At 51.9% G+C, this 25,193-nt stretch carries 21 protein-coding genes and 6 tRNA genes; 18 read left to right on the forward strand and 9 right to left on the reverse strand.

The window, feature by feature from the left end; translation table 11 throughout:
• Nucleotides 1-96 precede the first annotated feature (96 nt).
• Complete coding sequence (locus BTJ40_RS08145) at nucleotides 97-675, forward strand: hypothetical protein (protein WP_157953969.1); 579 nt, start codon at nucleotides 97-99, stop codon at nucleotides 673-675.
• 27 nt (nucleotides 676-702) lie between these two features.
• Nucleotides 703-2,211 carry a PepSY domain-containing protein gene (locus BTJ40_RS08150; RefSeq protein ID WP_108732617.1) on the forward strand — a complete coding sequence of 503 codons (1,509 nt, stop codon included), beginning with the start codon at nucleotides 703-705 and terminating at the stop codon, nucleotides 2,209-2,211.
• Nucleotides 2,212-2,283: 72 nt separating this feature from the next.
• On the opposite strand, the gene BTJ40_RS08155 is transcribed toward BTJ40_RS08150, so the two are convergent.
• The 3 genes from BTJ40_RS08155 to BTJ40_RS08165 form a co-directional block, all read right to left on the reverse strand.
• The gene (locus tag BTJ40_RS08155; RefSeq protein ID WP_108732618.1) at nucleotides 2,284-2,742 is read right to left on the reverse strand and encodes a GNAT family N-acetyltransferase; all 459 of its coding nucleotides are present in this window, start codon (nucleotides 2,740-2,742) and stop codon (nucleotides 2,284-2,286) included.
• Nucleotides 2,743-2,827: 85 nt separating this feature from the next.
• Nucleotides 2,828-3,544 carry a triacylglycerol lipase gene (locus BTJ40_RS08160; RefSeq protein ID WP_108732619.1) on the reverse strand — a complete coding sequence of 239 codons (717 nt, stop codon included), beginning with the start codon at nucleotides 3,542-3,544 and terminating at the stop codon, nucleotides 2,828-2,830.
• A 60-nt stretch (nucleotides 3,545-3,604) separates the two neighbouring features.
• Entirely contained in the window at nucleotides 3,605-4,120 is a 516-nt protein-coding gene (locus tag BTJ40_RS08165) for a PH domain-containing protein (RefSeq protein WP_108732620.1), read from the reverse strand.
• 101 nt (nucleotides 4,121-4,221) lie between these two features.
• On the opposite strand from BTJ40_RS08165, the gene BTJ40_RS08170 reads away from it, so the two are divergent.
• The 3 genes from BTJ40_RS08170 to BTJ40_RS08180 all read left to right on the forward strand — a co-directional run bounded on the left by BTJ40_RS08170 (nucleotide 4,222) and on the right by BTJ40_RS08180 (nucleotide 6,321).
• Nucleotides 4,222-5,094 carry a patatin family protein gene (locus tag BTJ40_RS08170; protein ID WP_192879392.1) on the forward strand — a complete coding sequence of 291 codons (873 nt, stop codon included), beginning with the start codon at nucleotides 4,222-4,224 and terminating at the stop codon, nucleotides 5,092-5,094.
• A gap of 41 nt (nucleotides 5,095-5,135) precedes the next feature.
• Nucleotides 5,136-5,699 (forward strand): GNAT family N-acetyltransferase, encoded by a 564-nt coding sequence (locus BTJ40_RS08175; RefSeq protein ID WP_238152164.1) that lies wholly within the window; start codon nucleotides 5,136-5,138, stop codon nucleotides 5,697-5,699.
• A gap of 142 nt (nucleotides 5,700-5,841) precedes the next feature.
• Nucleotides 5,842-6,321 carry a GFA family protein gene (locus tag BTJ40_RS08180; protein WP_108732621.1) on the forward strand — a complete coding sequence of 160 codons (480 nt, stop codon included), beginning with the start codon at nucleotides 5,842-5,844 and terminating at the stop codon, nucleotides 6,319-6,321.
• 71 nt (nucleotides 6,322-6,392) lie between these two features.
• On the opposite strand, the gene BTJ40_RS08185 is transcribed toward BTJ40_RS08180, so the two are convergent.
• The 6 genes from BTJ40_RS08185 to BTJ40_RS08210 all read right to left on the reverse strand — a co-directional run bounded on the left by BTJ40_RS08185 (nucleotide 6,393) and on the right by BTJ40_RS08210 (nucleotide 7,702).
• A tRNA-Asp gene (locus tag BTJ40_RS08185) sits at nucleotides 6,393-6,469 on the reverse strand.
• Between the two features lie 48 nt (nucleotides 6,470-6,517).
• Nucleotides 6,518-6,593: transfer RNA gene (locus tag BTJ40_RS08190), tRNA-Val, on the reverse strand.
• 305 nt (nucleotides 6,594-6,898) lie between these two features.
• Nucleotides 6,899-6,975: transfer RNA gene (locus BTJ40_RS08195), tRNA-Asp, on the reverse strand.
• Between the two features lie 48 nt (nucleotides 6,976-7,023).
• Nucleotides 7,024-7,099: transfer RNA gene (locus BTJ40_RS08200), tRNA-Val, on the reverse strand.
• Nucleotides 7,100-7,501: 402 nt separating this feature from the next.
• Nucleotides 7,502-7,578, reverse strand: a tRNA-Asp gene (locus BTJ40_RS08205).
• Between the two features lie 48 nt (nucleotides 7,579-7,626).
• A tRNA-Val gene (locus tag BTJ40_RS08210) sits at nucleotides 7,627-7,702 on the reverse strand.
• A 176-nt stretch (nucleotides 7,703-7,878) separates the two neighbouring features.
• On the opposite strand from BTJ40_RS08210, the gene BTJ40_RS08215 reads away from it, so the two are divergent.
• From BTJ40_RS08215 to BTJ40_RS08280, 13 genes are all read left to right on the forward strand, one after another.
• The gene (locus tag BTJ40_RS08215; RefSeq protein ID WP_238152165.1) at nucleotides 7,879-8,406 is read left to right on the forward strand and encodes a cytochrome c-type biogenesis protein; all 528 of its coding nucleotides are present in this window, start codon (nucleotides 7,879-7,881) and stop codon (nucleotides 8,404-8,406) included.
• The gene (gene ccmI / locus BTJ40_RS08220; protein ID WP_108732622.1) at nucleotides 8,403-9,632 is read left to right on the forward strand and encodes a c-type cytochrome biogenesis protein CcmI; all 1,230 of its coding nucleotides are present in this window, start codon (nucleotides 8,403-8,405) and stop codon (nucleotides 9,630-9,632) included. The genes BTJ40_RS08215 and ccmI overlap by 4 nt, the downstream gene beginning before the upstream one ends.
• Nucleotides 9,633-9,936: 304 nt before the next feature.
• The gene (gene smc / locus BTJ40_RS08225) at nucleotides 9,937-13,440 is read left to right on the forward strand and encodes a chromosome segregation protein SMC (RefSeq protein WP_108732623.1); all 3,504 of its coding nucleotides are present in this window, start codon (nucleotides 9,937-9,939) and stop codon (nucleotides 13,438-13,440) included.
• A gap of 26 nt (nucleotides 13,441-13,466) precedes the next feature.
• Nucleotides 13,467-14,483 (forward strand): cell division protein ZipA, encoded by a 1,017-nt coding sequence (zipA, locus tag BTJ40_RS08230; protein WP_108732624.1) that lies wholly within the window; start codon nucleotides 13,467-13,469, stop codon nucleotides 14,481-14,483.
• A gap of 151 nt (nucleotides 14,484-14,634) precedes the next feature.
• Nucleotides 14,635-16,686 carry an NAD-dependent DNA ligase LigA gene (ligA, locus tag BTJ40_RS08235; RefSeq protein WP_108732625.1) on the forward strand — a complete coding sequence of 684 codons (2,052 nt, stop codon included), beginning with the start codon at nucleotides 14,635-14,637 and terminating at the stop codon, nucleotides 16,684-16,686.
• Between the two features lie 177 nt (nucleotides 16,687-16,863).
• A complete protein-coding gene (locus BTJ40_RS08240; RefSeq protein WP_108732626.1) occupies nucleotides 16,864-17,298 on the forward strand; it encodes a hypothetical protein in 435 nt (144 codons plus the stop codon).
• A gap of 249 nt (nucleotides 17,299-17,547) precedes the next feature.
• Nucleotides 17,548-17,994: a DUF4399 domain-containing protein gene (locus BTJ40_RS08245; RefSeq protein ID WP_108732627.1), complete on the forward strand. Its 447-nt coding sequence runs from the start codon at nucleotides 17,548-17,550 to the stop codon at nucleotides 17,992-17,994.
• 58 nt (nucleotides 17,995-18,052) lie between these two features.
• The gene (locus tag BTJ40_RS08250; RefSeq protein WP_108732628.1) at nucleotides 18,053-19,438 is read left to right on the forward strand and encodes an aspartate ammonia-lyase; all 1,386 of its coding nucleotides are present in this window, start codon (nucleotides 18,053-18,055) and stop codon (nucleotides 19,436-19,438) included.
• 295 nt (nucleotides 19,439-19,733) lie between these two features.
• Nucleotides 19,734-19,934 carry a hypothetical protein gene (locus BTJ40_RS08260; protein WP_108732630.1) on the forward strand — a complete coding sequence of 67 codons (201 nt, stop codon included), beginning with the start codon at nucleotides 19,734-19,736 and terminating at the stop codon, nucleotides 19,932-19,934.
• 3 nt (nucleotides 19,935-19,937) lie between these two features.
• On the forward strand, nucleotides 19,938-21,008 hold the full coding sequence (locus BTJ40_RS08265) for an AraC family transcriptional regulator (protein WP_108732631.1): 1,071 nt from the start codon (nucleotides 19,938-19,940) through the stop codon (nucleotides 21,006-21,008).
• A 178-nt stretch (nucleotides 21,009-21,186) separates the two neighbouring features.
• Nucleotides 21,187-22,980 (forward strand): acyl-CoA dehydrogenase C-terminal domain-containing protein, encoded by a 1,794-nt coding sequence (locus BTJ40_RS08270; RefSeq protein ID WP_108732632.1) that lies wholly within the window; start codon nucleotides 21,187-21,189, stop codon nucleotides 22,978-22,980.
• Between the two features lie 82 nt (nucleotides 22,981-23,062).
• The gene (locus BTJ40_RS08275; RefSeq protein ID WP_108732633.1) at nucleotides 23,063-23,398 is read left to right on the forward strand and encodes an SCP2 sterol-binding domain-containing protein; all 336 of its coding nucleotides are present in this window, start codon (nucleotides 23,063-23,065) and stop codon (nucleotides 23,396-23,398) included.
• A 150-nt stretch (nucleotides 23,399-23,548) separates the two neighbouring features.
• Complete coding sequence (locus BTJ40_RS08280) at nucleotides 23,549-25,183, forward strand: AMP-binding protein (protein WP_108732634.1); 1,635 nt, start codon at nucleotides 23,549-23,551, stop codon at nucleotides 25,181-25,183.
• The last annotated feature ends 10 nt before the right edge of the window (nucleotides 25,184-25,193 follow it).

Here is a 25,193-nt window from a genome sequence, read left to right on the forward strand (position 1 = left end):
GGAGCCTGTCCGCAGGGGGAGTCTGTGGGCAGGCTCCCTTTTTTACGTTTAAGCAACCAGACGAGAGGCGAGTCTCTCGCTGTTATGGTTATGCCAATGTCTTTTTATATGATTGGAGTAGTCTCCAGTGCCTTTGCTCTGGCCGGGATTCTGCTCCTTTATTCCGCCTGGTCCCGCAGAGGGGCAGAGCCCGTGCGCCGTTGGAGTGGCTGGGGAGCCATGGTGTTGTCGGCTTTTGGGTGGAGCTCAATTGTTGGGGTGGAATATGGAATCAGTATTGCCACTTTAATTGTGATGCTCGGAGTCTTTGCTTTATTGGCCCTTAAGGGTGACTGGCCCAGTGGCCCAAGGCCCGTTGAAAAACAGCGCTCGGGAACACCCGAATCTCAAGCCCTGCTTCCATTGTGGTTGCGGGGCTTCTTGCGTTTTTTGGCTGCCTTTCTTTTGCCCGCGGCCAGTGGTTTGATCGCCGGTTTGCTTTTCTTTGGTTTTACCGGTTTTTCTGAAACTGTCCGCTTGGTCGGTGGAGCTTTCCTGTCGGTGATAATCTGGACCCTGGCGATGGTTTGGTGCTGTGCCGATAAAAAGCTTCTGCGCCCTTCGGCTGCCATGTTGGCTTTCTCGGTGGTCAGCGGCTTGTTACTGACCTTTGCGCTTCCCGCTTCGGCAGCATAGATCAACGGACTTGAGTAGGAATTTAACGTGAAATTTTCCTTTAAACCGACCCCTGGCTTTGTCCGTGATATGACCGATGGACACTCAGTTCTCGGCCTGGCGGTATCCACTCTTTTATATATTGTTTGTGTCAGCGGAACACTGGCGGTTTTTTACAATGAGTTCGAGCGCTGGGAGCAGGCCTCCGAGTTGGAGAATCTCAATGTTGAAGCCTCTGTGTATCGGACTGCTACAGAAAATGCGATTGCGCTAGCTAAGCAAGAAAAAGAGGACCTGAAGTCAATTAGCTTCACCATTCCAAATCGGGACATGCCTAGGTTGGTGGTTGGAGTTGGGGATATGGAGCGATATGTCGCCGAAGATGGTTCCCTGCTGGGCAAAGTCGAGCATGAGTGGACCCACTTCCTAGCCTATCTGCACTTTGCACTCAACTTACCCGTTGGCTATGGGGTTATATTGGTCGGCCTGATTGGTATGGTGATGTCAGCGCTGATTGTCTCAGGTCTGTTAGCTCACCCCAAAATTATTAAAGACGCTTTCTCTTTCCGTCTTTCTGGCTCCAAGCGTCTTCAGCAAGTGGATTTGCACAATCGCCTGGGGGTTTGGGCCTCTCCCTTTCATCTTGCTATTGCCATTACCGGGGCTTTTATCGGGTTGTCCCAGGTAGCCGCTTTTGCAATTGCCGGCGTATTCTTTGAGGGGGATACGGAAAAGGTGGAGCACATGCTCTACGCGGATCATCCGGTGATGGAGGAAAACGCCCCTGAAGTTGATTATCCGGATTATGCTGCAATTCTGGCAACAATGGATCGTATCGCACCGGAAGAAGAGCGCACTCGTTTAGAAGTGGCATTTCCTGGACGTGAAGGCCAGGTTGTTGAGGTGTGGACCCGGGTTCCAGAGCGTTTGGTCTGGGGTGAGCGTTACCACTTTAATCCCGATGGCAGCCTGATTGAAAAAGAGGGTTGGTCTGAGGGAGACGCGGCTAAGCAGGTTTACCTTTCTACGTACCGTTTACACTTTGGCCACTTTTCCGGTTTCCCAGTGAAAGTTGCTTACTTCTTACTGGGGGTGGGGATGTGTTTGCTGGTGGTATCCGGCATCAATATCTGGTTTGTTCGCAAGCGTCAGCGCGGCAATCCCGCCGTACGTTTGGAGCGAGTCTGGATGGCTCAGGTATGGGGTGTACCATTTGCAATTGCTCTGAGTGCGGTGACTTATCTGGCGTTTAAGCTAAATGCTGCGCAGGTGTTCTGGCTGGTAACCTTGGCGTTAAGCGTTGCAGCTGCCTTCATGGGGACAGTGGCCAAGTGGTCTATGTCTCTGCGTATTGCCACAATTATTGCCTGCGTCGGTGCAGTTGTAGTGCACGTTGCTCAGTTTGGTGAGGATTCCTTTGTGCGAGCATCACTGGTCGTTAATGTTGTGTGGTTGCTGATTGCTGCTGGAATCGCGGCCTCTTGCCTTTATAGCAGGGCTCGTCAGTCGAATAGTGAGCCTGTATCCGCTGGTGCCAATCCGCTGGGTAGCAGCTAGATTTTTTTGGGGCCCTGCAGTACCTCTGCAGGGCTCCCAAGATTTTCATTGGACTTATAAGATCCTTTTCAATTACTTGTCAGGGCGCAACATCTCGATATGCGGAATGCCGTCCTCCTGATACGGCTCAGATACCTGCTCAAAGCCAAACTCCCCGTAAAATCTATCCAAATGTTGTTGAGCGGAAATGCGAATGCCGGTGTTGGGGTATTCCTCGCATGTGTGCATTACGGCTCGACGAATCAGCTCCTTGCCCAGGCCAGTTCCGCGACTGGCTTCTGCGGTTAATACTCTTCCTATCGAAGGTTCCCGGTATTTAAGGCCTGGGAAAACAACTCGCAGGTAGGCCATAACCTGCGGGTTGCTTTCGTCTCCCTCCCAGCAGATCAGGTGCCAGGAGTGCTGGTCTTTGCCATCGGCATCCTGGTAGGGGCAGTCCTGCTCAACTATAAAAACTTCCTGCCTTACTCGCAAAACTTCGTAAAGTTGACTGAGCGTAAGCTCATTAAAGCTGCACCATTGCCACTGCATAAAGGTGAATTCCAAATTATTGTCACTAATTTTTGTATTGTGATTGGAGTTAAAAGGTATAGATTATTTATAAGATCGATAAATTTTAATTGGATGCCTGATTGCCGGCTCTATGAAAGAATCCATACTTCAGGTAATGGATAACTTGCGAGATAACTTTTTTATCTTTCATCATAAATACATGGGTCACGGGCATTTGCAGGTGATCATTCATACCGTCCAGTTTTGTGCTGGATACGGAGACTTTACCATCATCGGTTTCTGGAATAAGGCGGGATAGAATCAGATTGATGCTGCGAGTGCCGGCAATAATACCTACATCAAAATTTGCGTTACCAAGCTTATTGGGAACGCTCATTTCGCCGGTACCAAGCTGTAGCCCGGCATTGCCAAACATAAACTTAAAGCCTGGAAATGATCCCAGTTTATCAACCACTTCGCTGCCTTTATTGGGTGGTCCCAGCATAACAACGCGGTTTAGGTTTTCTATTTCTGCTGAGTGTAGATATTGCCGCACAAGAATCCCACCCATGGAGTGGGTGACAAAATTAATTTCCTTGGCGCTGCCGCACTGCTCAACAGCGGGAGCTATGGCCATGCTGGCCAGGGTCTCAATAGAATGCTTGGTGGAGGGGTAATCAACATTAATTGTTTTGAAGCCCTCTGCCTCTATGGCCTTTGATAGCTTTTCCATTGAGCCGTCAGACTTGGCCAGTCCATGCAATAAAATCACACAAGCGGAGTGAGCGCTTGCTGATAGCATTGTTAATAGGGTGGCAATTGTAAGGGCGAAAATTTTCATCGGCTTTAACTTCCTGTCGATTTCTTGAGCCTGTTTGGATGGTGGTATAACCGTAGAGGTTTAACTGGATTTGGATTGTACTTGGCAGTGTTGCCGCAGGATGTCCGCTGCCCGCTCAGGCCTGTCGGGAGTGATTACTATGGTCTGTGCAGGCAAGCGTAAAACAACAGCCTTCTGTTGATCGGTAGCAAATGCACGATAGCGCCCCAGCTTCTGGTTTTGGAACAAGCCTATGTAGCCGAACAGGCCTGAATTGCCAAATATGCGGACTGATCCTTGCATGGCTTCTGGGTCAGGGGATACCTCTGATAGGCCCTCCAGGGGGATAGTTGTTTTCCAGCCAGGACGTAATATCAAGAGGTTGCCATTCTTGATCGCATAACCACGGATGGCAAAAAAGGCGCTGAGGGCCAATATTGCCGGTGGTAGAACTATGGCGATGCTATAGAGGGTAGATGGAGAGGCTGGTGCTCTTGATGCAAGGAATAGCGGCAGCCCCAGAAGAAGTAACGTGCATATGGCACTGATAATTTGGAGTTGGCGGCTCCATGGTGCTTTAAACGCAATTGTCGGCATACTTGGTATAACTCATAGGATTACCTGGATGCCTCAATCATAGTGCTATTGGAATCTGCTTGGCAAAGGTGGATAAGATTTGGTTTTAATGGTTGGTCGCTATGGAAGACTGTATTTTGGTTAATGAGAGTTCCCAGTCCGCGCTTGTTGTAGAGGGCGGTGCTATGCGGGGGATTTTCGCCGCAGGGGTGCTGGATGCTTTTTTGGAGGCAGGTTATCGACCTTTTGACTTCGCAATCGGTGTATCAGCAGGCTCCACAAATTTAATTGGCTATCTGGCAGGGGACCACGGAAGAAGTCGGCAAATATTAATGGACCATGCCCGCCGGGCTGACTTTATAGATTGGCGCCGGTACCTTCGAGGTGGTCATTTTTGTGATGTCAGCTGGCTATGGCATGCGTCGTACCAGGATATACCGTTGAATGTTGATCGCTATGTTGAAAATCGTGTACCGCTCTATGCCGTAACCACCAGTATTAATACTGGGGAGGCGCGGTATCTAAAAGTGACTCCGGAAAATATGCACCAGGTGTTTCCGGCTTCTTGCGCTATTCCTGTTGTTTATCGGGAGTTTCCCGAAGTTGATGGGGAGCCGATGACTGATGGAGGTCTGGCAGATTCGATACCGATAATTCGAGCCTATCAGCAAGGAGCGCGTGACATAACAGTAATTCTTTCGCGCCCTTTAGGTTACCGGAAGTTAAAGGGACCGGCGCCAAAATTTATTAAGCAGTTCTTCCGGGATCACGCCCGTTTATTTGAAGCCGTGCTGGAGAGGGGGGAGAAATATAATCGAGCGCTGGAGTTTATTGAGGTGCCGCCAGAGGGCTGCCGGGTCTCAGTTATCGCACCTCCAGACAACTTCCCAGTTAAGCGCTTTACCCAGGAGGCAGAACTGCTAGAGGAAGGTTATGAATGTGGCCGGGCCCGGGGCCGAAACTTCATACATGAGCTTCCCAGAAGAACTGAATAGCAGCTTCTGCCAGGTATTTCGATTGCAGTGGGCAGTCATCATTGATTGATAAAACTTCTCTTGAGGCTTCAATGATCCATCGAGCAGATTGGCCAATAGAGGTACGTTTGTTAGGTGTTCTGGATGCGGCGGCCTTAGCAAACTTTTACGAGCGAAATACCGAGCATTTGAAATCCTGGGAGCCGTTTCGTGAGCCTGGATATCACAGCGTAGAGTCCTGGCGTCGCCGGATCGGTGTCGGAGATCTTCTTAAGTTTGCGGCCTGGGAGCCAGGAAATAATCAATTGCTCGGGGTTTGCTCCTTGACGAATATCATTCGCGGACCCTTTCAGGCCTGTACCATGGGTTATGCGGTTGATCGAAGTTTTGAAGGGCGGGGAGTGATGGGGCGGCTGTGTCGCAATGTGCTCGATTATGCATTCGACACCTTAAAGCTGAACCGGGTGATGGCTAATTACATGCCCTGTAATAACAGGTCGGCAGCTCTATTGGAATCCCTGGGCTTTGTCATTGAGGGTAGGGCAGTGAAGTACCTGAAAATTAATGGGTGCTGGGAAGATCATATTCTGACGGCCAAGTTAAACCCCAAGCCCATAGATATTTAAGAGGGCTTGTTGAATGTAACGCCAAATGGCATTTACTTCGCTGTCAGTCTATAGGAGTCTAGGGTGAGACTGAGATATTGTTGCTAACCTATTGCGATTTCACGGACGATTTCGAATAACAGTTTTGCGGAAGGAGAAAGGTATGAATGGGAAGTGCCTGTGTGGTGGGGTTGAGTTTCAGTTGGAAGAGCCAATACCAAACCTCTACCAGTGCCATTGTTCACTTTGCCGCAAATTAAGTGGTTCTGCCTCGGATACCGCCATGTTTATTGGCAGAGATCAGTTTCGATGGGTCCGTGGATTGGATCGTATCTCTTCATTTCGAACAGCTACAGGTTATCGTTCTGACTTTTGCAGTGGATGTGGCAGCACAGTTCCCCATCTGATGAGTAATACAACGCACTTTTGGGTGCCGGCAGGATTGCTGGAGGGGGATATAGATGGGAAAGTCGTGGCTCACCTATATACAGAGTCCAAAGCATCCTGGGATGATATTTCTGGTGAGGCGGAATGCTTCAAGGAAATGCCAGAACAGGAAAGCTTGATGAAGTTGCTGCATGGAGGCAAAGAAAAAGTGGAGGGTGAGCTGGAGAAAAGTTCGGCGGCCTCAGCTGAAGTCTAAAAAATCTAAGCTTTTATTTAACTTGCACAAACAAAAAAGCCCCGCTCTTGCGAGCAGGGCTTTTTTGTATATGGCGGACCGGACGGGACTCGAACCCGCGACCTCCGGCGTGACAGGCCGGCATTCTAACCAACTGAACTACCGGTCCGCATTCCTGCTTCTCTTGTTTGCTCTTGCCGGACAAGAGTAAGAGAAGTGGTGGGTGGTACAGGGGTCGAACCTGTGACCTACGGCTTGTAAGGCCGTCGCTCTCCCAACTGAGCTAACCACCCCTCGTCAGGAGCTGCGTATCATAATGATTTTTTCAGCTAGGTCAACAACATAGGGAAATTTTTCTAAGAAAGTTTGCGTTTGACTTTAGGTGCACTAGGTGAAGGTGTGTAGTTGAAGAGGTTGTCACTCGTCTTTTGGCAATATTTGATAATTAACCAGAACACCAGACTGTCCTGGTTCCTATCGATTTTTATTTGCTCGGTCTGCAAAGTTTGGGGTGAGGGGTGGTTGTGTATTGAAAAGTGATTATGAATTTTCCACATACAAAAAAGCCCCGCTCTTGCGAGCAGGGCTTTTTTGTATGTGGCGGACCGGACGGGACTCGAACCCGCGACCTCCGGCGTGACAGGCCGGCATTCTAACCAACTGAACTACCGGTCCGCATTCCTGCTTCTCTTGTTTGCTCTTGCCGGACAAGAGTAAGAGAAGTGGTGGGTGGTACAGGGGTCGAACCTGTGACCTACGGCTTGTAAGGCCGTCGCTCTCCCAACTGAGCTAACCACCCCTCGTCAGGAGCTGCGTATCTTAATGATATTTTTTTTGTGGTCAACAATTTTATTGGGAGATTTTTAAAAAATTTTTAAGAATAAAAAACATCCAAAAATTGTTTAAAAAATAATTAACTGGAGACTTTTTTGAAGGTTTTTTTAAGTTGTTTTTATCGATCAAAATCGGTTGCGTAGAAATTCAGAAAATAAAAATTCAGGTTGGAAAAAATTGTTGCAGAAAAATTTTACCGGCACTGGGCTTGCGCTATTTTTATACGGTGAGGTTTGGTTATTTTTTTGTGGCTCTTTCAAATTCAGATTTCCAGCGTAAGCAACTGAAAATAAAATGTGAGAAAAATGAAAAGATAAGAGGCACAAACAAAAAAGCCCCGCTCTTGCGAGCAGGGCTTTTTTGTATATGGCGGACCGGACGGGACTCGAACCCGCGACCTCCGGCGTGACAGGCCGGCATTCTAACCAACTGAACTACCGGTCCGCATTCCTGCTTCTCTTGTTTGCTCTTGCCGGGCAAGAGTAAGAGAAGTGGTGGGTGGTACAGGGGTCGAACCTGTGACCTACGGCTTGTAAGGCCGTCGCTCTCCCAACTGAGCTAACCACCCCTCGTCAGGAGCTGCGTATCTTAATGATATTCTTGGCGGCGTCAACGCCTTTTTTAAATTTTTTTTTGTCTTTCAATGAGTTAACGCGCTTTTGTGTGAATTCGTGGGCGTGTCCGCTGGGGGGTGACACTGTTATAATCGCCCCAATTCCCGTTAGTTAGAGCGTGAGAAAAGCTGTGATACAGAAGACCTGGCTGGCCCAACTTGCACTGGCATTCGGTATGTTTTGCCTGTCCATTGCTGCACACGCGGTAGTTGAGACACAAAAATTGTCCTCTCCCGAGCTGGATGAAAGGTATCGCGTGCTTATAGAAGAGATGCGCTGCCCCAAATGTCAAAACCAGAATTTAGCAGACTCCGATGCTTCGATTTCCTCGGACTTGCGCCGTGAAATCCGCCGTTTACTGGAAGAGGGGTTCACGGACCAGGAAATCGTGGACTACATGGTGGCCCGCTATGGGGATTTTGTGCTCTACCGCCCACCAGTTCAGAAAAATACCTTGATCCTGTGGTTGGCTCCGGGAGTCTTTGCTGTTTTCGGGCTTCTGGCCTTGATTGTGATCGTGATGCGCTCAAAAAGTGGTACCGGGGCTCGCCAGGATGATGGCAGTGGGGAACTCACTGATGATGAGCGGCGTCGATTAAAGCAGTTGTTGGGAGATGGAGCTGTAGATGAAGGTAATAGCGGGAAGGAAGGTAAATGATTGATATCTGGTTTGGTGTAGCCCTACTGCTACTGTTGGTAGCTTTTGTATTTCTGATCCCAGCTTTGAGAGCTGCAGGCAGGCGTCGCAGCGGTAATAGCAAGCAAGAGGCTATGGCAGCGCTCTACCGTGAGCGGAGAAAAGAACTCCGCGCTGCGGTGCAGAGCGGTGCGATGGATGAAAAGCAGTTTGCCCAGCTGGAGGCAGATCTTGCTCGAGAACTGTTGGCTGCTCAGCAGGAGAGTCAATCTGGTGAAGCCAGACAGGGTGGCGGCCGACTGCTAATCGGGCTGGCGGTTTTGGTGCCGGCAATTGCAGCGGCTGCCTACGGGTTTTCCGACCGACCGTCCGAAGTAGCTTTGTATCGCGATATGGTGGCGAGCCAAGGTGGGCACACCTCTTCGGAAGAAGAGGCAAAAATCACCCGTCAGTTGCAAGAGCGGGCTAAAACTCACCCAGATGATCTCAGCAGTCGCTACATATTGGCGCAGCGGCTCCTGATGAATGGTGATTTGGCTGGAGCGGTAGACTCATACCGCTACGTTGTTGATCGCGAGCCCCAGGCGGCCAATGTAAAAGCTGAGCTGGCGCAAGCGCTGTTTTTTGCAGGTGGTTCCAAGATTACCGATGAAATCCGCTCCTTGATCGAACAAGTATTACAGGTGCAGCCATCCAATGGCACTGTGCTGGGTCTGGCAGGTATTGCCTCTTTTGAAGATGGAAACTATCGCAAGGCTCGCCAGCACTGGCAGTTAGCGCTTAGCCAGCTGCCCCCAGGGTCTGCGGCTGCAGAGGCGCTTCAGGCCGGCGTTGTCCGGGCCGAAAGCGCTTTGGCAGACAGCGGTGAAGTTGTAGCGGTGCAGGCTAAGGCAGAAACCAAAGATAAAGGCCCGCAGATTCGAGTTCAGGTCACTTTGGGGGAGGGGGTCGAAGCTCCAGAATCTACTCCGGTGTTTATCTATGCGCGCAGTGCTGCGAGCCCGATGCCACTGGCTATCGTGCGCCTCACGGCAGGGCAGTTACCGGCAGAGGTTGTGCTGGATGAGTCCCGCGCAATGATGCCTGGAAGCTCTATCGCCACTGTCGACTCGGTGCAATTGGTGGCGCGACTGGCCATTAAGGGAGATGCGCGTCCGGCCCCGGGGGATTGGCAGGGAATGATTAGTGAATTGCCTAAATCCCGCTGGAGTGAGACTCAGTCAATAGCTATCGATAGTCAGCTGTAACTGGCTGTGACTGTCGAAAATGAGGTCACAGTGTAAGCTGTGGCCTCATTTTTATTTGCGGCCGGCTGGCATTCTTGCGTCTAATTGGCCTCAAGCTCACATTGCCCCGATATTGATGAATTCTATTGGGACAAGTTGGCATTTGGTAGCGGTCGTCATGTTTGACTTGACCGCTGCTTAGTCGGATTGATAATCCCGACTGAACATTACTGTGAAGAATAGCGCTGAATGCTCTGGCGACACCAAGTAAAATCGAAGGTTTGGTGTCCCGCCCGGCAGAGAAAAATATCGAGTTTATAAATACATGCGTCTGAAGTGCATCAAGCTAGCGGGCTTCAAGTCTTTTGTTGACCCTACCACCGTCTATTTCCCGACAAACCTCAACTCGGTGGTGGGTCCCAATGGCTGTGGTAAATCCAACACCATCGATGCGGTGCGCTGGGTAATGGGGGAATCTTCCGCAAAGAACCTGCGCGGCGATTCGATGACGGACGTTATCTTTAACGGCTCCAGTGGCCGCAAGCCCGTGGGGCAGGCCTCGATTGAGTTGGTATTTGATAACTCTGAGGGCAAGCTTTCTGGAGCCTATGCCTCTTTCTCGGAGATTTCCGTAAAGCGCAAGGTAACCCGGGAGGCACAGAACACCTATTACCTGAATGGCGAGAAGTGCCGCCGCCGCGATGTAACCGATCTCTTCTTAGGTACCGGTCTGGGCCCGCGCAGCTACGCCATTATTGAGCAGGGCATGATCTCCAAGTTGATCGAAGCCAAGCCCGAAGAGCTGCGCGTCTATATCGAAGAGGCCGCCGGTATCTCCAAATACAAGGAGCGCCGCCGGGACACCGAAAACCGGATGAGACGGACTTCTGAAAACCTTGAGCGCCTCACGGATATCCGCGATGAGCTGGATCGTCAGTTGTCCCGACTGGAGCGACAGTCCGCAGCAGCGGAAAAATACAGCCGATTTAAAGAGGAAGAGCGCAGCCACAAGGCTAACTTACAGGCGCTCAAATACCGCGAACTGGATGACCAGTCCAAGGCCAAGCAGCAGCAAATAGGTGAGCTTGAACTCACCGTTGAAGAGCTGGTTACCCGCCAGGTCACCTGTGACACTGGCATTGAGCAAAAGCGCGTGGGGTACCACGAGCTGTCTGACAGCTTTAACGAAGTCCAAGGGCGCTTCTACGCCGTCGGTGGAGATATCGCCCGCTTGGAGCAGAGCATTGCCCACGCTCGTGAGCGTTCTACTCGCCTGCATTCCGATTTGGCGCAAACCGAACAAGAATATCGCGAGGCAGAGACCAACCTCGAAGTGGATCGCGAAAAAGCGGCCCAGTTTGAGGAGGAGCTTGAGATTATTCTGCCGGACCTGGAGATGGTCTTGGCAGCAGAGGAGGAATCTGCTGCGGCGCTGCTGGAATCTGAAGAGCAGATGCGCAATTGGCAGAACGAGTGGGACCAGTTTAACCAGGGTGCCTCTGGCTCCCGTCAGAAAGCTGAGGTGCAACAATCCCGCATCCAGCACTTGGAAACTTCTGGCCAGCGGCTGCTGGAGCGGGTCAACAAACTATTGGCGGAGCAGTCCGGCCTCCAGGTCTCCGACGACGATGAAGAGACCCTGCAGCTGAACGAGCAGATGGCCGAGTTGGAAATGCAGGCTGAAGAGCGCCGCGAGGAAGCGGCAGAGCGTCGCGAGTCTCTGGATAGTCTCCGTGTGCAGGAACGGGAGCTGGCTACCGAACTCGATCAGTTGCGCTTGCAGTTGCAAACCGGGCGCGGCCGTCAGGCGTCTCTGGAAGCCTTGCAGCAAGCTGCTTTAGGGCAGGGCAAGGCAGTTGAAAATTGGCTGCAGCAGCAAGCCCTGGCTGACAAGCCCCGGCTCGCCGACCAGATTAAAGCCCAGCCCGGCTGGGAAACCGCAGTTGAAACTATCCTCGGTCCCCAGTTGCAGGCGGTATGTGTTGAGCAGCTCGAGTCCGTGGCTGAAGGATTGGCGGCACTGGAAAGCGGTCAAGCGGTTCTGATTGATAACAGTTTTGTAAATAGCGGTGCGAAGGGAGCGCTTCCTTCGCTGCAGGATATGGTTCAGGGGCCGTCCTCTCTCTCTGGCATCTTGGCGGGAATTTATACCGCAGAGGATTTGACTGAGGCGCTGTCCAGGCGCGCGAGTTTGCAAGCTCATGAGTCTATTGTGACTCGCGATGGGCTCTGGCTCGGCCCCAACTGGTTGCGAGTGAATCGCGCCAGTGATGCAGAGGCGGGGGTCCTGGCGCGCAAGCAGGATCTTGAAACCCTGGGGCAGGAGTTGGCCCTGTGTGAGGAGCAGATAGAGAGTATTGCCGAGCGACGTGAGTCCCTGCGCACGCAAACGGTCGATCTCGAGCGCTTCATCGAACAAGCTCGCAATGAGTCCGACCAGCTCGGGCGTCGCGAGGCAGAGCTGCGCAGCCAGTTGTCCGCCCGACGGGCGCGTGCGGAGCAGATGAATGAGCGCCGTATCCGAATTGAGCAGGAAATCGATGAGGTGCGTGAGCAGCAGGAGCTGGAAGGGGAGTCCCTGTCAGAAGCTCGTCTAATGCTGCAGGAAGCTGTTGAAGCGATGAGCGATGATACCGATCGTCGCGAAACGCTAATGGCACGCCGGGAGGAATTGCGCGAAGCTTTGGATGCCGTGCGCCAGCGCGCGCGGGAGGACAAGGATCGCGCCCATGAACTGGCTATGCGCGAGCAGTCAGTGCGCACCCAAATGGTGTCTCTTGAGCGCACTTTGCAGGTGATGAGCGAACAGCTGGAAAGGTTGCGCAGTCGTCGTCAGCAATTGCAGGAGCAAATGGAGGAGACCCAGGACCCCTCCCAGGATTTTCAGGCTGAGTTGGAAGAAAAACTCGGCGAGCGTATTGAGGTGGAAACGGAACTCGCCGATGCGCGCAAAAAGCTGGAAGAAGTGGAGACCGGCCTGCGTGAGCAGGAACAGGAGCGCCATAAAGTGGAGGCGGCTCTTCAGGGGGTGCGCGCCCAGCTTGAGCAGGAGCGTCTCGCTGCGCAGACTCTGGAAGTGCAACGAAACGGATTGGTAGAGCAGCTGCGTGAGAGCGAGCACGACATTGATCAGTTGCTCGAACAGTTACCTGGCGATCTGACGATTAAGCAGGTACAGGAAGGTTTGGAATTGGTAGCTGCGCGTATCTCGCGTCTCGGGCCGATTAACCTCGCCGCTATCGATGAATACAAGCAGGAATCTGAGCGCAAGAACTACCTGGATCGCCAGCATGGGGATCTGATGGAAGCGCTGGAGACCCTGGAAAATGCAATTAAGAAAATCGACAAGGAAACGAGAACCCGCTTCAAGGAAACTTTTGATCAGGTAAATGCGGGCCTGCAGGAACTCTTCCCGAAAGTTTTCGGTGGTGGTAACGCCTATCTGGAACTTACCGGTGAAGATCTGCTCGATACTGGTATTGCGATCATGGCCCGGCCACCGGGCAAGCGCAACAGCACAATCCATCTGCTCTCGGGTGGAGAAAAAGCGCTGACGGCGATCGCTTTGGTATTCTCGATTTTCCGCCTGAATCCAGCACCTTTCTGTATGCTGGATGAGGTGGATGCACCCCTTGACGATGCTAACGTTGGTCGTTACGCACGAATGGTTAAAGAAATGTCAGAACACGTTCAGTTCATCTATATTACCCACAACAAGATCGCAATGGAGATGGCGGATCAGTTGCTGGGGGTTACCATGCACGAGCCGGGTGTATCCCGACTGGTGTCGGTGAATGTGGAAGAAGCAGCCGAGCTGGCTTCTGCATAAGGGCGTAAAGGGAGAGGCGCTAAAAAATGGATAACTGGCTGGTTACAATCCTGGTTGTCGTTCTGCTGGTTGTTGTGGTCGATGGCATACGCCGGGCGATCATGCGGCAGCGCGCGGCAGTTAAGGTCTCCCGCAATCTGTCGCGGGCCATGCAATCTGAAGTAAAAAATGAAGCTGACCCGGTCTCAGAGAAGGCTGAGGAAGAGCCCCTGGTCCGCAAACCCCAAGAGACGCGGGAGCCCAAGCCCGCAAACAGCGAATTGCCCGGGCAGGCTCGCGTTGTTCAGCGCCGTCCGCTAGAGGATGCGCTACATGTGAATCGCCAGGTGCAGGAGAGCTTTATTTCCTCGCGCAAACCGCTCGCCGGCAGCAATCCCCAGAGGAGTCCGGAAGAGCAGGGTATCCTCGATTTGGAAGAGCAAGTCCCCACCCTGATGGAGTCAGTTGGGGAGGAGCAGCGCTATGAGCCCGCGCTGGATGAGGCTGAAAGTCTCAGTGCGATGGATGACGCTCGCAGCTCTGAGCGTGAAGTTGCACGTGAGGACTCTCACACCGATCGAGCTTCCCAGTCTTCAGGTTCTGGTAATGTCGATGAAGCTGCTCCGGCTCGTGAAGTGCTGGTCATTAACGTGATGGCGCCAGAGGGAGATTACTTCGAGGGCAATGATTTACTGCGGGTAATGGTTGCCAGCGGTATGCGCTTTGGCGAAATGAATATTTTCCATTACCACGAACATGGCGGTGCCGATGGGGCGGTTATCTTCAGTCTTGCCAATATTGTCGTACCTGGTGTTTTCGATCTGACACAGATGGAAGAGTTTGCCACCCCGGGCGTTAGCTTGTTCTTGACTCTACCCGTAGAAGGGGAGGCAATTAAGGCCTTTGATCAGCTGCTTTCCACTTCATACAAAATTGCGGAACTGCTGGGCGGTGAGTTGAAGGATGAAAACCGCAGTGTGTTTACAGCACAAACGGCGGAACATTATCGCCAGCGCGTTGTGGAATACCAGCGTCGCCGAGCTTTAGCTATGGCGCAAAGCTGATTAGCAATCTCTAAATAATTGTTGCCTGTTTTTAATGCGGCCCGAGATACCGGTTGATTTTCATTTTGGAAATTAGCCGCAAGCTCGGGCCGCATTTGCATGTAAAATCGAAAAAAATTTTCTAACTACTTTTTATTCACTCGAATTGCCGATGACTCATCAAACTATTTCCCCCCAAGTGCGCGAACGTGTTCAGGAATTACATGAAATCCTCCAGCGTGCGAATCACCAATACTATGTGCTTGATGATCCTGAGTTGCCGGATATTGAGTACGACCGGCGCCTGCGCGAGTTGCAGGATCTCGAAAGTGAATATCCTCAGCTGCTGACACCGGACTCACCCACCCAGAGGGTAGGTGCAGAGCCGCTTTCCTCTTTTCAGGAAGTTCGCCATGAAGTGGCGATGTTGTCATTGGATAACGCCTTTAGCGATGAAGAGTTGTTGGAGTTTGATCGCCGAGTGTGCGAACGACTCAATAGTAAAGGGCCGGTGGAATATGCCTGTGAGCCTAAGTTAGACGGTATCGCTATCAGCCTTTTGTACCGTAATGGGGTCCTTGAGCGAGCTGCAACGCGAGGGGACGGCACGACGGGTGAGGATATTACCCAGAATGTACGTACTGTAGGGTCTGTTCCACTGCGCTTGCGCCAGCCGGACGGTGTTGAAAAGTACCCGAATGTATTGGAGGTGCGCGGTGAGATCTATATGCCCAAGGCGGGTTTTGCCGAATTAAATCGCAAAGCGGCCGAGGCGGGTGAGAAGCTTTTTGTAAATCCTCGCAACGCTGCCGCTGGCAGTTTGCGTCAGTTGGACTCCCGCATAACAGCGCAGAGACCGCTGGAATTGTGTGTGTATGGCACAGGTCTTGTAGAGGGCGGTGAGCTGCCGGAGGAGCACGTTGAGACCTTGCAGCTGCTCGGACACTGGGGCTTCCGTACAAACCGGGAAATGCGCGTTGCTAAAGATATCCAGGGTTGCATCGACTACTACCGTGAAATAGGCGAGAAGCGCGAGGACCTCGCTTACGATATCGACGGTATTGTTTTTAAGGTCAACAGTATTCCCTTGCAGCGCCGTCTCGGTTTTGTCGCCCGCGCGCCGCGCTGGGCTATGGCCTATAAGTTTCCTGCCCAGGAGGAAATGACCGAACTGCTGGATGTTGAATTCCAGGTAGGGCGTACCGGCGCAGTGACGCCAGTTGCTCGCCTGCAGCCGGTGTTTGTCGGTGGTGTCACCGTTTCCAATGCAACTCTACACAATCGCGATGAGATTGAGCGTCTCGGGGTGCAGGTGGGTGATACCGTCATTATTCGCCGCGCCGGGGATGTAATTCCTCAAGTGGTCTCTGTTGTAGAGAGTAAGCGCAAGCCGGGCGGCCACGCTATTGAATTTCCCTCTCTCTGCCCGGTATGCGGCTCGCCGGTGGAATCTACGCCCGGTGAGGCGGTGGTCCGTTGTAGCGGTGGCCTGATTTGCAGTGCCCAGCGCAAACAGGCGATTAAGCACTTTGCCTCGCGCAAGGCGATGGATATCGATGGGTTGGGAGACAAGCTGGTAGAGCAACTGGTAGATGAAGGCCTTTTACACTCCGTGTCCGGGCTCTACCACCTGACGCTGGAGCAGGTGGCGGGGCTTGAGCGAATGGGGCAAAAGTCTGCCCAGAATCTCCTCGATGCATTGGAGCGCAGTAAAGAGACCACGCTGCCAAAATTCCTTTATGCCCTGGGTATCCGAGAAGTGGGTGAGGCTACAGCGCGCAATTTGGCGCGGCACTTTGGCGAATTGAATCCGTTAATGTCGGCAGATGTCGAGGCTTTGCAGGAAGTTGAAGATGTGGGTCCAGTGGTCGCTCATTTTGTTGCTGAGTTTTTTCAGCAACCTCATGCCCAAGAAGAGGTAGAGGCGCTGCAGCAGGCGGGTGTGCATTGGCAGGCGGAAGAGAGTGACGAGCAGGATCAGCCCCTGGCGGGGCAAACCTGGGTGCTAACTGGCAAGTTGGAAACCCTGTCTCGCAGCGAAGCGAAAGACTACTTGCAGCGGCTGGGTGCAAAGGTGGCGGGAAGTGTTTCTGCCAAGACCGGCACCCTGGTTGCCGGACCCGGAGCAGGCTCTAAATTAACCAAAGCGCAGGAGCTGGGTATCACAGTTATGGATGAAGAGGCGCTTCTGGATATGCTGCGCGAAAGGGGCTTTGAAATTTAGTCCTGGTATTTTAGGTGGGGCACCATTAGTAACTAAATAGCCGAACTTTTGAGCACTTTGCGGGTTCGTGTTTTGTTTTGTGGCTTTCTGGTCGCTTCGCCGTTAAAGTTGGTGTCTCAGATCTGTTTTGCCCTGGGTACCTGATGTCCGGTGGCACTGTGGTAAGGAATGGAATTAATGCTTCAGGGCGATCAGGAATCCATCGTTTACGGTTGTATCAAAGACAGCAACAGCCTCTCCGGCGGTAGCGATCGGCGCAGGGTGAACCGCAATGCTGTGCTCGCTCTGCCCAGTGCTGATGAATGGCCATTCCTGTGCCGGGATATGTTTGCTATTCCCACCATTAAGGTGAAGCAATCCCAGTACCAAACCGATGTTATCCACTTTGGCGCTTCCTACCGTGCGGTAGAGTATGAGTGGGATTTGTGGATACAGAAGTTTGAAGAGCTGTTGAAGAGCATGTACTGGGTTTCGGCAACTGTGCATTTGGAAACCGAGCTCTCGGGGGTTCACTCTTTCAGTTGGGAGTCCGCCGGTCTCTACCACGAGCCGGGCAGTGGCGATATGCAGGTTCGCTGCGAGTGGACCCAAGAGGGGCGAGTGAGTATCTGATTTTTAGGGCCCGGTTGTCCCGGGCCTTCTGCCCGATAGCTGGAAGGCAGGTCCAAATAGACAGCCCTGTCACAAATCCCACCTCTCTTTTTTTCTTCGCAACTATATTCCTTGATAGTCTCTGGAACTGAAACTTTGGTCTGTTAAAGTGTCTTGGCCGAACGGTACCAAGGTGCCGTGGCCGATAAGCTGTAAAGCCAGATTATAAGAATTGGCGCAATCTGGGCGCCCTATCAGGAAGGAATACACATGATTAAAACCAGTTCTCTGCTGTTTGCCAGCGCTCTGATGCTTTCGCCATTGCTGCATGCTGATCAACATGAAAGTAAAACGGACATGAGCAGCAAGGCTCCTGAAAATGCCAAGGTCTACATTATTTCGCCAAAGGATGGCGAGAAGGTGCCTCAGACTTTTACTGTGAAGTTTGGATTGTCTGGCATGGGTGTGGCACCAGCGGGTGTTAATCAGGACAACACTGGCCACCACCACCTGTTGATTGATGTGGACGAAATGCCGGATATGAGCAAGCCGTTACCGGCGAGCAAGAACATTATCCATTTTGGCGGCGGCCAGACTGAAACCCAAGTTACCTTGCCACCGGGCAAGCATACGCTACAACTGGTACTAGGAAACTATATGCATGTGCCGCATAAAAATCCTGTGATGTCCAAGAAAATCACTGTTGAAGTTGAGTAAGATCTCAACGGCAAAATAATCTTCTATCGGTGTACCAAATACACCAGGGGAAACTGAGATGGGTGGCAATTTCCGCACAGAAAAGGACAGCCTGGGCGAGGTTCAGGTGCCTTCAGAGGCGATGTATGGGGCTCAAACCCAGCGCGCTGTGGAGAATTTTCCAGTCAGTGGTCACGGCCTGCCGACGGATTTTATCCGCGCAATCGTGTTGATTAAGAAATCTGCCGCAGAGGCCAATCGCGACCTGGGGTTGCTGGACAAGGCGTTGGCAGCAGCAATCATCAATGCCTGCGACAACCTCGGCGATGAGGATTTTGCCACTCATTTCCCCGTCGATATATACCAGACAGGATCTGGAACCAGTTCAAATATGAACGTCAACGAGGTGCTCGCCCACCTCGCTGAAAAGCACAGTGATCAGACCATCAGCCCCAATGATCACGTGAATATGAGTCAGAGCAGTAACGATGTGATTCCTACCGCAATTCATGTCTCAGCACTACTCGCTGTGCGCGATTCTCTGCTGCCAGCATTGCGCCATTTACATACTGGCTTGTGCGATAAGTCCACGGAACTCGAGAGTATAATAAAAACCGGCCGCACGCATTTGATGGATGCTGTGCCGATGACAATGGCACAAGAGCTGGGTGGCTGGGCTGCTCAAATAGAGGCGTGCCGGGAGAGGATTCGCTCGGTAATGTCGCGGCTTGCCCAGCTGGCTCAAGGCGGTACGGCGATTGGCACCGGGCTCAATGCCCCCCCGGATTTTGCCGAACTGTTTGCGCAAAAAATCAGCGCGCATACGTCTCAACAATTTCGCCCGGCAGAGAATTTTTTTACCGCAATATCCAGCCAGGATACCGCAGTAGAATTGTCCGGACAGCTCAAGGTACTGGCAGTTTCCCTGATGAAAATTGCCAATGATTTGCGCTGGATGAACAGTGGGCCCCTTGCTGGTCTCTCCGAAATTGCCCTGGAAGCCTTGCAGCCGGGAAGCAGCATTATGCCGGGCAAGGTGAATCCGGTAATTGCCGAATCGGTTACTATGGTTTGTGCCCGGGTGATGGGTAATGACACCACCATGACCGTAGCGGGCCAGAGCGGCAATTTTCAATTGAACGTGATGTTGCCTTTGGTGGGTAGCACCCTGCTGGAAAGTATTAACCTGCTCGCCAATGCATCGACCCTGCTGGCCGATCGAGCGGTTGCCAGCTTTGCGGTTAATAGGGCACATATTGAAGGGACTTTGGGGCGCAATCCCATTTTAGTGACTTCGCTCAACCCTGTTATTGGCTATTTGAAGGCGGCTGAGATTGCCAAGGCCGCCTATGCCAGTTGCCGGCCGGTGCTGGATGTTGCCGTCGAAATGACGGACCTGGATAGAGAGACCCTTGAGGAGTTGTTGGATCCCGCTCACCTGGCCAAGGGTGGTTTGGTTAGTTAGGGGGAGGGATAACAATTGAATTTGGGTAACTTTAGGCGAAGAAGGCGATACCCAGCATAATTATCGATATAATAGCGGTCAGGCACATCAGCCAGTGCAACAGCCTTAGCAGCGTGGCTCGATCCTCTGGTTCCAGCATTCTTCTGCTCATTGGTGCCTCCAGCGGCGTTGACAGGAACCTGCCAATCCCTCACGATTCGACGCCGCGTCGGTACTGGGTTGCCGACAATACAATGGTAGCGCCACTAAATGTGGCGGTCTCACCTGTTTTGAAAATCAATGTATCCAGGTCGTCATGGCAAAAAGAAGTCGCCGCTCCTTTATTACCAGTGTCCTCGCCTGTGTCGCCTTTGTAGTGGCGGCAGTCTATAGCTGGGACCTGCCTGTTAAGGATGTTGTTACCTATTTCATTCTTCTATTGGTGGTGTTGCTTGTCATCATCGTTTTGGCGTTCGGGTGTGGGGCTTTGTTGAACTGGTTGCGCAGGCGTAAATAGTAGATGGCGTCAACGGAAGAAGACATTCGCATCCCCATTGCCTACCTTGAGCGTTTGCTGGAGGAGGCGACCAAGCACGGATGTGATCGCAAGGAGCTTTTAGCTTCTGTCGATATCGATGAGTCGGAATTGCAGGGCGTGTCAGCATTTTCTGCAGTGAAGTATGGCCGCTTGTATCAGCGCGTGATGTGGCTGGCACAAAATGAATGGTTTGGCATGTTGAGTGGCGGACGGGTTCGATCCGGGTCTTTTCGCCTGCTGTGCCTGGCGGTGGTCAACTGTGCAACTCTCAGGCAAGCGATTACCCTTTGCGCGGAATTTATGGAAATCTGCCGCGGCTTCAAGGTAAAGCCGGTACTTGAAGAGGGCGGCCATGGGCGCGAACGTGTTGAAATTCGTGGTATCAGCTCATTGGACAAAGGCGAGTTTGATCAGTTGCTGAATGCCACAAGCCCCAGTGTGGTGCGCACGACCCTGGCAGTTTGGCACAGGTTCTATTGCTGGTTGGCAGGGCGGGAGATTCCGCTGGCCAGACTGCATTTCTCATTTTCCTGCCCGGAAGAATTTCGAAGTCTCGCGCAGAGTGAGGCTAATGAGCTGTTGTTTGAGCAGCCGGTTAATGCGCTCGAATACGATACCCGCTATCTGGAATATCCTGTGGTGCAAAGCCCGCAGATGGTAGAGGACTTTATTCGCACCGCTCCCTACCACCTGGTAATCAGTGACGGCAGTGCCAATAGCATCAAGACCAAAGTTAAAACCATCCTAAACCGGGATGTGAGTGAGTCCATGCCTGCGGCAGAGGCGGTGGCGGATAGGCTCAATATGTCGGTAACCACTTTGCGCCGCCGCTTGCAGCAGGAAGGTACCTCGTATCAAAAACTGAAAGACGAATGCCGAATGGAAGCCGCCTTCCACTACCTGAGTTGCCCGGACCTCTCCAACGGCCAGATCGCCGAAATGCTCGGGTTTGATGAATCCAGTGCTTTCTTTCGTGCGTTCAAAAAATGGACAGGTATCACGCCAGGCGAATACCGCCGGGGTGGTCGCGCCGCAGCTGGCCTGGACATTTGACCGGCATAGCCACCTTTTCCCACCTATACGCCTCGATTTGTCACCGCTTTGGACGGGTTTGGCCATAGAGGGGGCCGCTCGCTTACTACTATGATGAACCAATCGTAGAAATTAGTCATAAATATGACTGGTTGGTATTGCCACCAGTCCCAAACATAAGCGAATTGAGGTTATCAGGATGACCGATATCAAAATGCCACTGCGTGATTTGCGTTTCGTAATGCGCGAAATGCTGGACTCAGAAAAGCATTATGAGTCACTTGGATATGAGGAGGCTACTCCTGATGTCGTGGATGCCATCCTGGAAGAGGGCGCAAAGTTTTGCGAAAACGTGATTGCACCGCTTAACCAAATCGGCGACCAGCAAGGTTGTACCTGGAAAGACGGTGAAGTCACTACTCCTGAAGGCTTTAAAGAGGCTTACCAGCAGTTTGTAGAAGGCGGCTGGGCAGCGCTGCCTCACGATCCCGAGTACGGTGGCCAGGGCCTGCCGCCCTCACTTGGCACTATCATGAGCGAGATGGTAGGTACCGCCAACTGGTCCTGGGGTATGTATCCCGGTCTGTCCCACGGCGCTATGAACACCCTTGAAGAGCACGGCACCGAAGAGCAGAAACAGGTTTACCTGACCAAGCTGGTTGAAGGTAGCTGGACTGGCACCATGTGTCTGACCGAGCCTCACTGCGGTACCGATCTGGGTATTCTGCGTACTAAGGCCGAGCCAAATGACGATGGCTCCTACGCAATTACCGGCACCAAGATCTTTATCTCCGCTGGTGAGCACGACATGACCGACAACATCGTTCATATCGTTCTTGCCCGCCTGCCGGATGCGCCTGCCGGTACCAAAGGTATCTCCCTGTTTATCGTACCCAAGTTCCTGCCGAATGCTGACGGCTCTGCTGGTGAGCGCAACGGTGTAGTATGTGGCTCCCTGGAGCACAAAATGGGTATCCACGGCAACGCCACTGCGGTGCTGAACTTTGATGGGGCCAAAGGCTTCCTTATCGGCGAGAAGAATAAAGGTCTGAACTACATGTTCACCTTTATGAACACGGCGCGTCTGGGTACTGCTCTGCAAGGTCTGGCTCACTCTGAGATCGGTTTCCAGAAGTCCCTGGCCTACGCAAAAGACCGTCTGCAAATGCGCTCCCTGTCCGGCGTGAAAAACCCGGAAGGCCCCGCTGACCCGATCATTGTTCACCCTGACGTGCGCCGCATGTTGATGACCCAGAAAGCCTTCTCTGAAGGTGGTCGTATGCTGGTGGTTAAGTGTGCGCAGCTGGTTGATATTACCCACAAGGGTGATGCTGAAGCGAAGAAAGCCGCTGACGACATGCTGGCTTTCCTGACACCGATTGCAAAAGCGTTTTTGACTGAAGCTGGTTTCGAATCTGCCAACCTGGGTATGCAGTGTTTTGGTGGCCACGGTTATATTGCCGAGTGGGGCATGGAGCAGAATGTACGTGATGCGCGTATCTCCACTATCTATGAAGGCACCACTGGTATTCAGGCTCTGGACCTGCTGGGTCGTAAGGTTCTGATGACCCAGGGTGAATTGCTGCGCGGTTTCACCAAGCAGGTTCACAAATTCTGCCAGGCGGAAATTGATAACGAAGCACTGGCTCCTTTTGTTGCTAAATTGCAAGAGTTGAACAAGCAATGGGGCGACCTGACCTTGCATGTTGGTGGCAAGGCTATGGAAAACCCTGACGAAGTGGGTGCCGCTTCCGTAGATTACCTGATGTTCTCCGGTTACACCGTGCTGGCTTTCTTGTGGGCACAGGCGGCTAAAGTTGCCAATGAAAAACTGGCAGCGGGCACCGGTGAAGAAGATTTCTACAAGGCAAAAATTATCACCGCGCGCTTCTTCTTTGAGCGTATCCTTCCTCGCACTTCCAGCCACGCAACTTCAATGTTGAGTGGAGCAGGCAACTTGATGGAATTGGATGCCGAGCATTTTGCATTCTAATCCCGCTCTAAAATGAAAACCGCCGGCAAATGCCGGCGGTTTTTTTGTGAGTACTAAAGCGGCTTAAAACGGAGAATTTCCGATGCAATTGCCGGATTCGGTTCAAGAGCGCCTGTATCATCTGGCTTGTTCGTACCCGCTGGCTCGGGTACAGTTCCGGCTGCCAGATGCCTGTGACTTTTATGTTTATGTCACCGACGCGTCTAAAGATTACAAAGTGATTTCCGAATTTGGTCAGACTGATAATCCAGAACTAACATTGGAAATGGAAAATAGCACTCTCAGTGCTATATTAGACGGTCAATTAAGTGGACGTCACGCTTTCCTTTTGGGGGACGTTCAATACTCTGGAAACCGTGAATTGGCCGCAGCATTGGCAGGTTTATTCCCTGCGAATAGCGAAGAGGGAGATCGGTAAGGAAAGGTTTTTAACCCTTCTTTTTCACCGTCTCAAAGATACTACAAACAATAAATAAATTCTCGCTCGCTCAGAGATATGGCAGCTTTCGCCTATGGAGACGGAAGATGTGGGCAAGCGACGACAACAATCAGGAATGGGAGAAGAGAGTTGGACATTGATCGCAGCATACTTGATGTCTTTAAAGGCGCTTGCGCCAAATACGGTGACCGACCGGCTTTCACATGCCTGGGGCGCACACTTTCAATCAATGATATTGATACGTTAAGTGGAAAGTTCGCCTCTTATTTACAAAATCATACCGACCTGAAGCCCGGTGATCGCATTGCTGTCCAGCTGCCGAACGTACTGCAGTACCCAGTGGTTGTTTTTGGTGCTCTGCGCGCAGGTCTGGTTGTAGTAAATACCAATCCGCTGTATACACAACGCGAGCTTAAGCATCAGTTGAATGATTCAGGAGCTAAGGCGTTAGTTGTTCTGGCAAATATTGCCGATACCGCTTCTGCCGTGGTCCCTGAAACTGATGTAAAACAAGTTATTGTTACTGAAATAGCGGATCTGCACAGCCCCCTTAAGCGAACCTTGATCAACAGTGTTGCCAAGTACGTGAAGAAAATGGTGCCTGAATTTTCTTTTGCCAACCAGGTGAGCTTTCGTGATGCTATGGCAAAAGGTGCGGAGCGCCCGCATGAAGATGTTGAGCGTGCCAAAGAAGATATCGCAGTTCTGCAGTATACTGGCGGTACTACGGGTGTTGCCAAAGGAGCAATGCTCACTAATGGCAACCTGGTTGCCAATATGGAGCAGGTTCGCATTGCATTCGCTACCGGTATGAAGGAGGGCGAGGAATTCTATATTGCGCCTTTACCGCTCTACCATATCTATGCATTTACCATCCATTGCATGTGCCTTTTCTCCACCGGCAACCACTCGTTGCTAGTGCCCAACCCGCGGGATATTCCGGGTTTTGTGAAAATGTTGAAAGGCCTGCGCTTTACTGGATTTGTAGGGCTTAACACCCTGTTTAATGGTCTGATGCGCAACAAGGATTTTGCTGAGTTGGACTTTAGCAAATTGCACTCAACAGCTTCTGGTGGCATGGCGTTGACTCGCGATACTGCCAAGCGTTGGGAGGAGATGACAGGTTGTATGATCATGGAGGGTTACGGTATGACTGAAACCTCTCCGGTTGTTTCATTTAACCCTACTGATGGTGTTCAGTTGGGCACTGTGGGCCTTCCTGTTCCGGGTACCGAGGTCAAGGTTGTCGACGAGAATGGCAATGACCTGCCAAACAACTCCCCTGGCGAACTGTGTGTGCGCGGCCCCCAGGTGATGAAAGGTTACTGGCAGCGCCCTGAAGCGACTGCGGATACTATTGATAGTGAAGGTTGGTTGAATACCGGCGATATGGCGGTTATTCAGGATGACGGTTACATCAAAATTGTCGATCGCAAGAAGGACATGATCATTGTATCCGGCTTCAACGTATACCCTAATGAAATTGAAGATGTGATCAGCGCGCATCCGAAGGTTACTGAAGCAGCTGCAATTGGTATCCCGGATGAGAAGAGTGGTGAGCAGGTTAAATTGTTCTTGGTGAAAGCAGACTCATCTTTAACTGAAGATGAGGTCATTGCCTACTGCCGTGAGAATATGACTGCATATAAAGTGCCGAAGCATGTGGAATTCCGTGAGGACCTGCCCAAAACCAATGTCGGCAAAATTCTTCGTCGTGAATTGCGTGATGAGGAGCTGAAGAAGCTCGAGGCGGTTAGCGCCTAACCTGAATGGT

This window comes from Microbulbifer sp. A4B17 (assembly GCF_003076275.1).
Taxonomy (GTDB): Bacteria; Pseudomonadota; Gammaproteobacteria; order Pseudomonadales; family Cellvibrionaceae; genus Microbulbifer.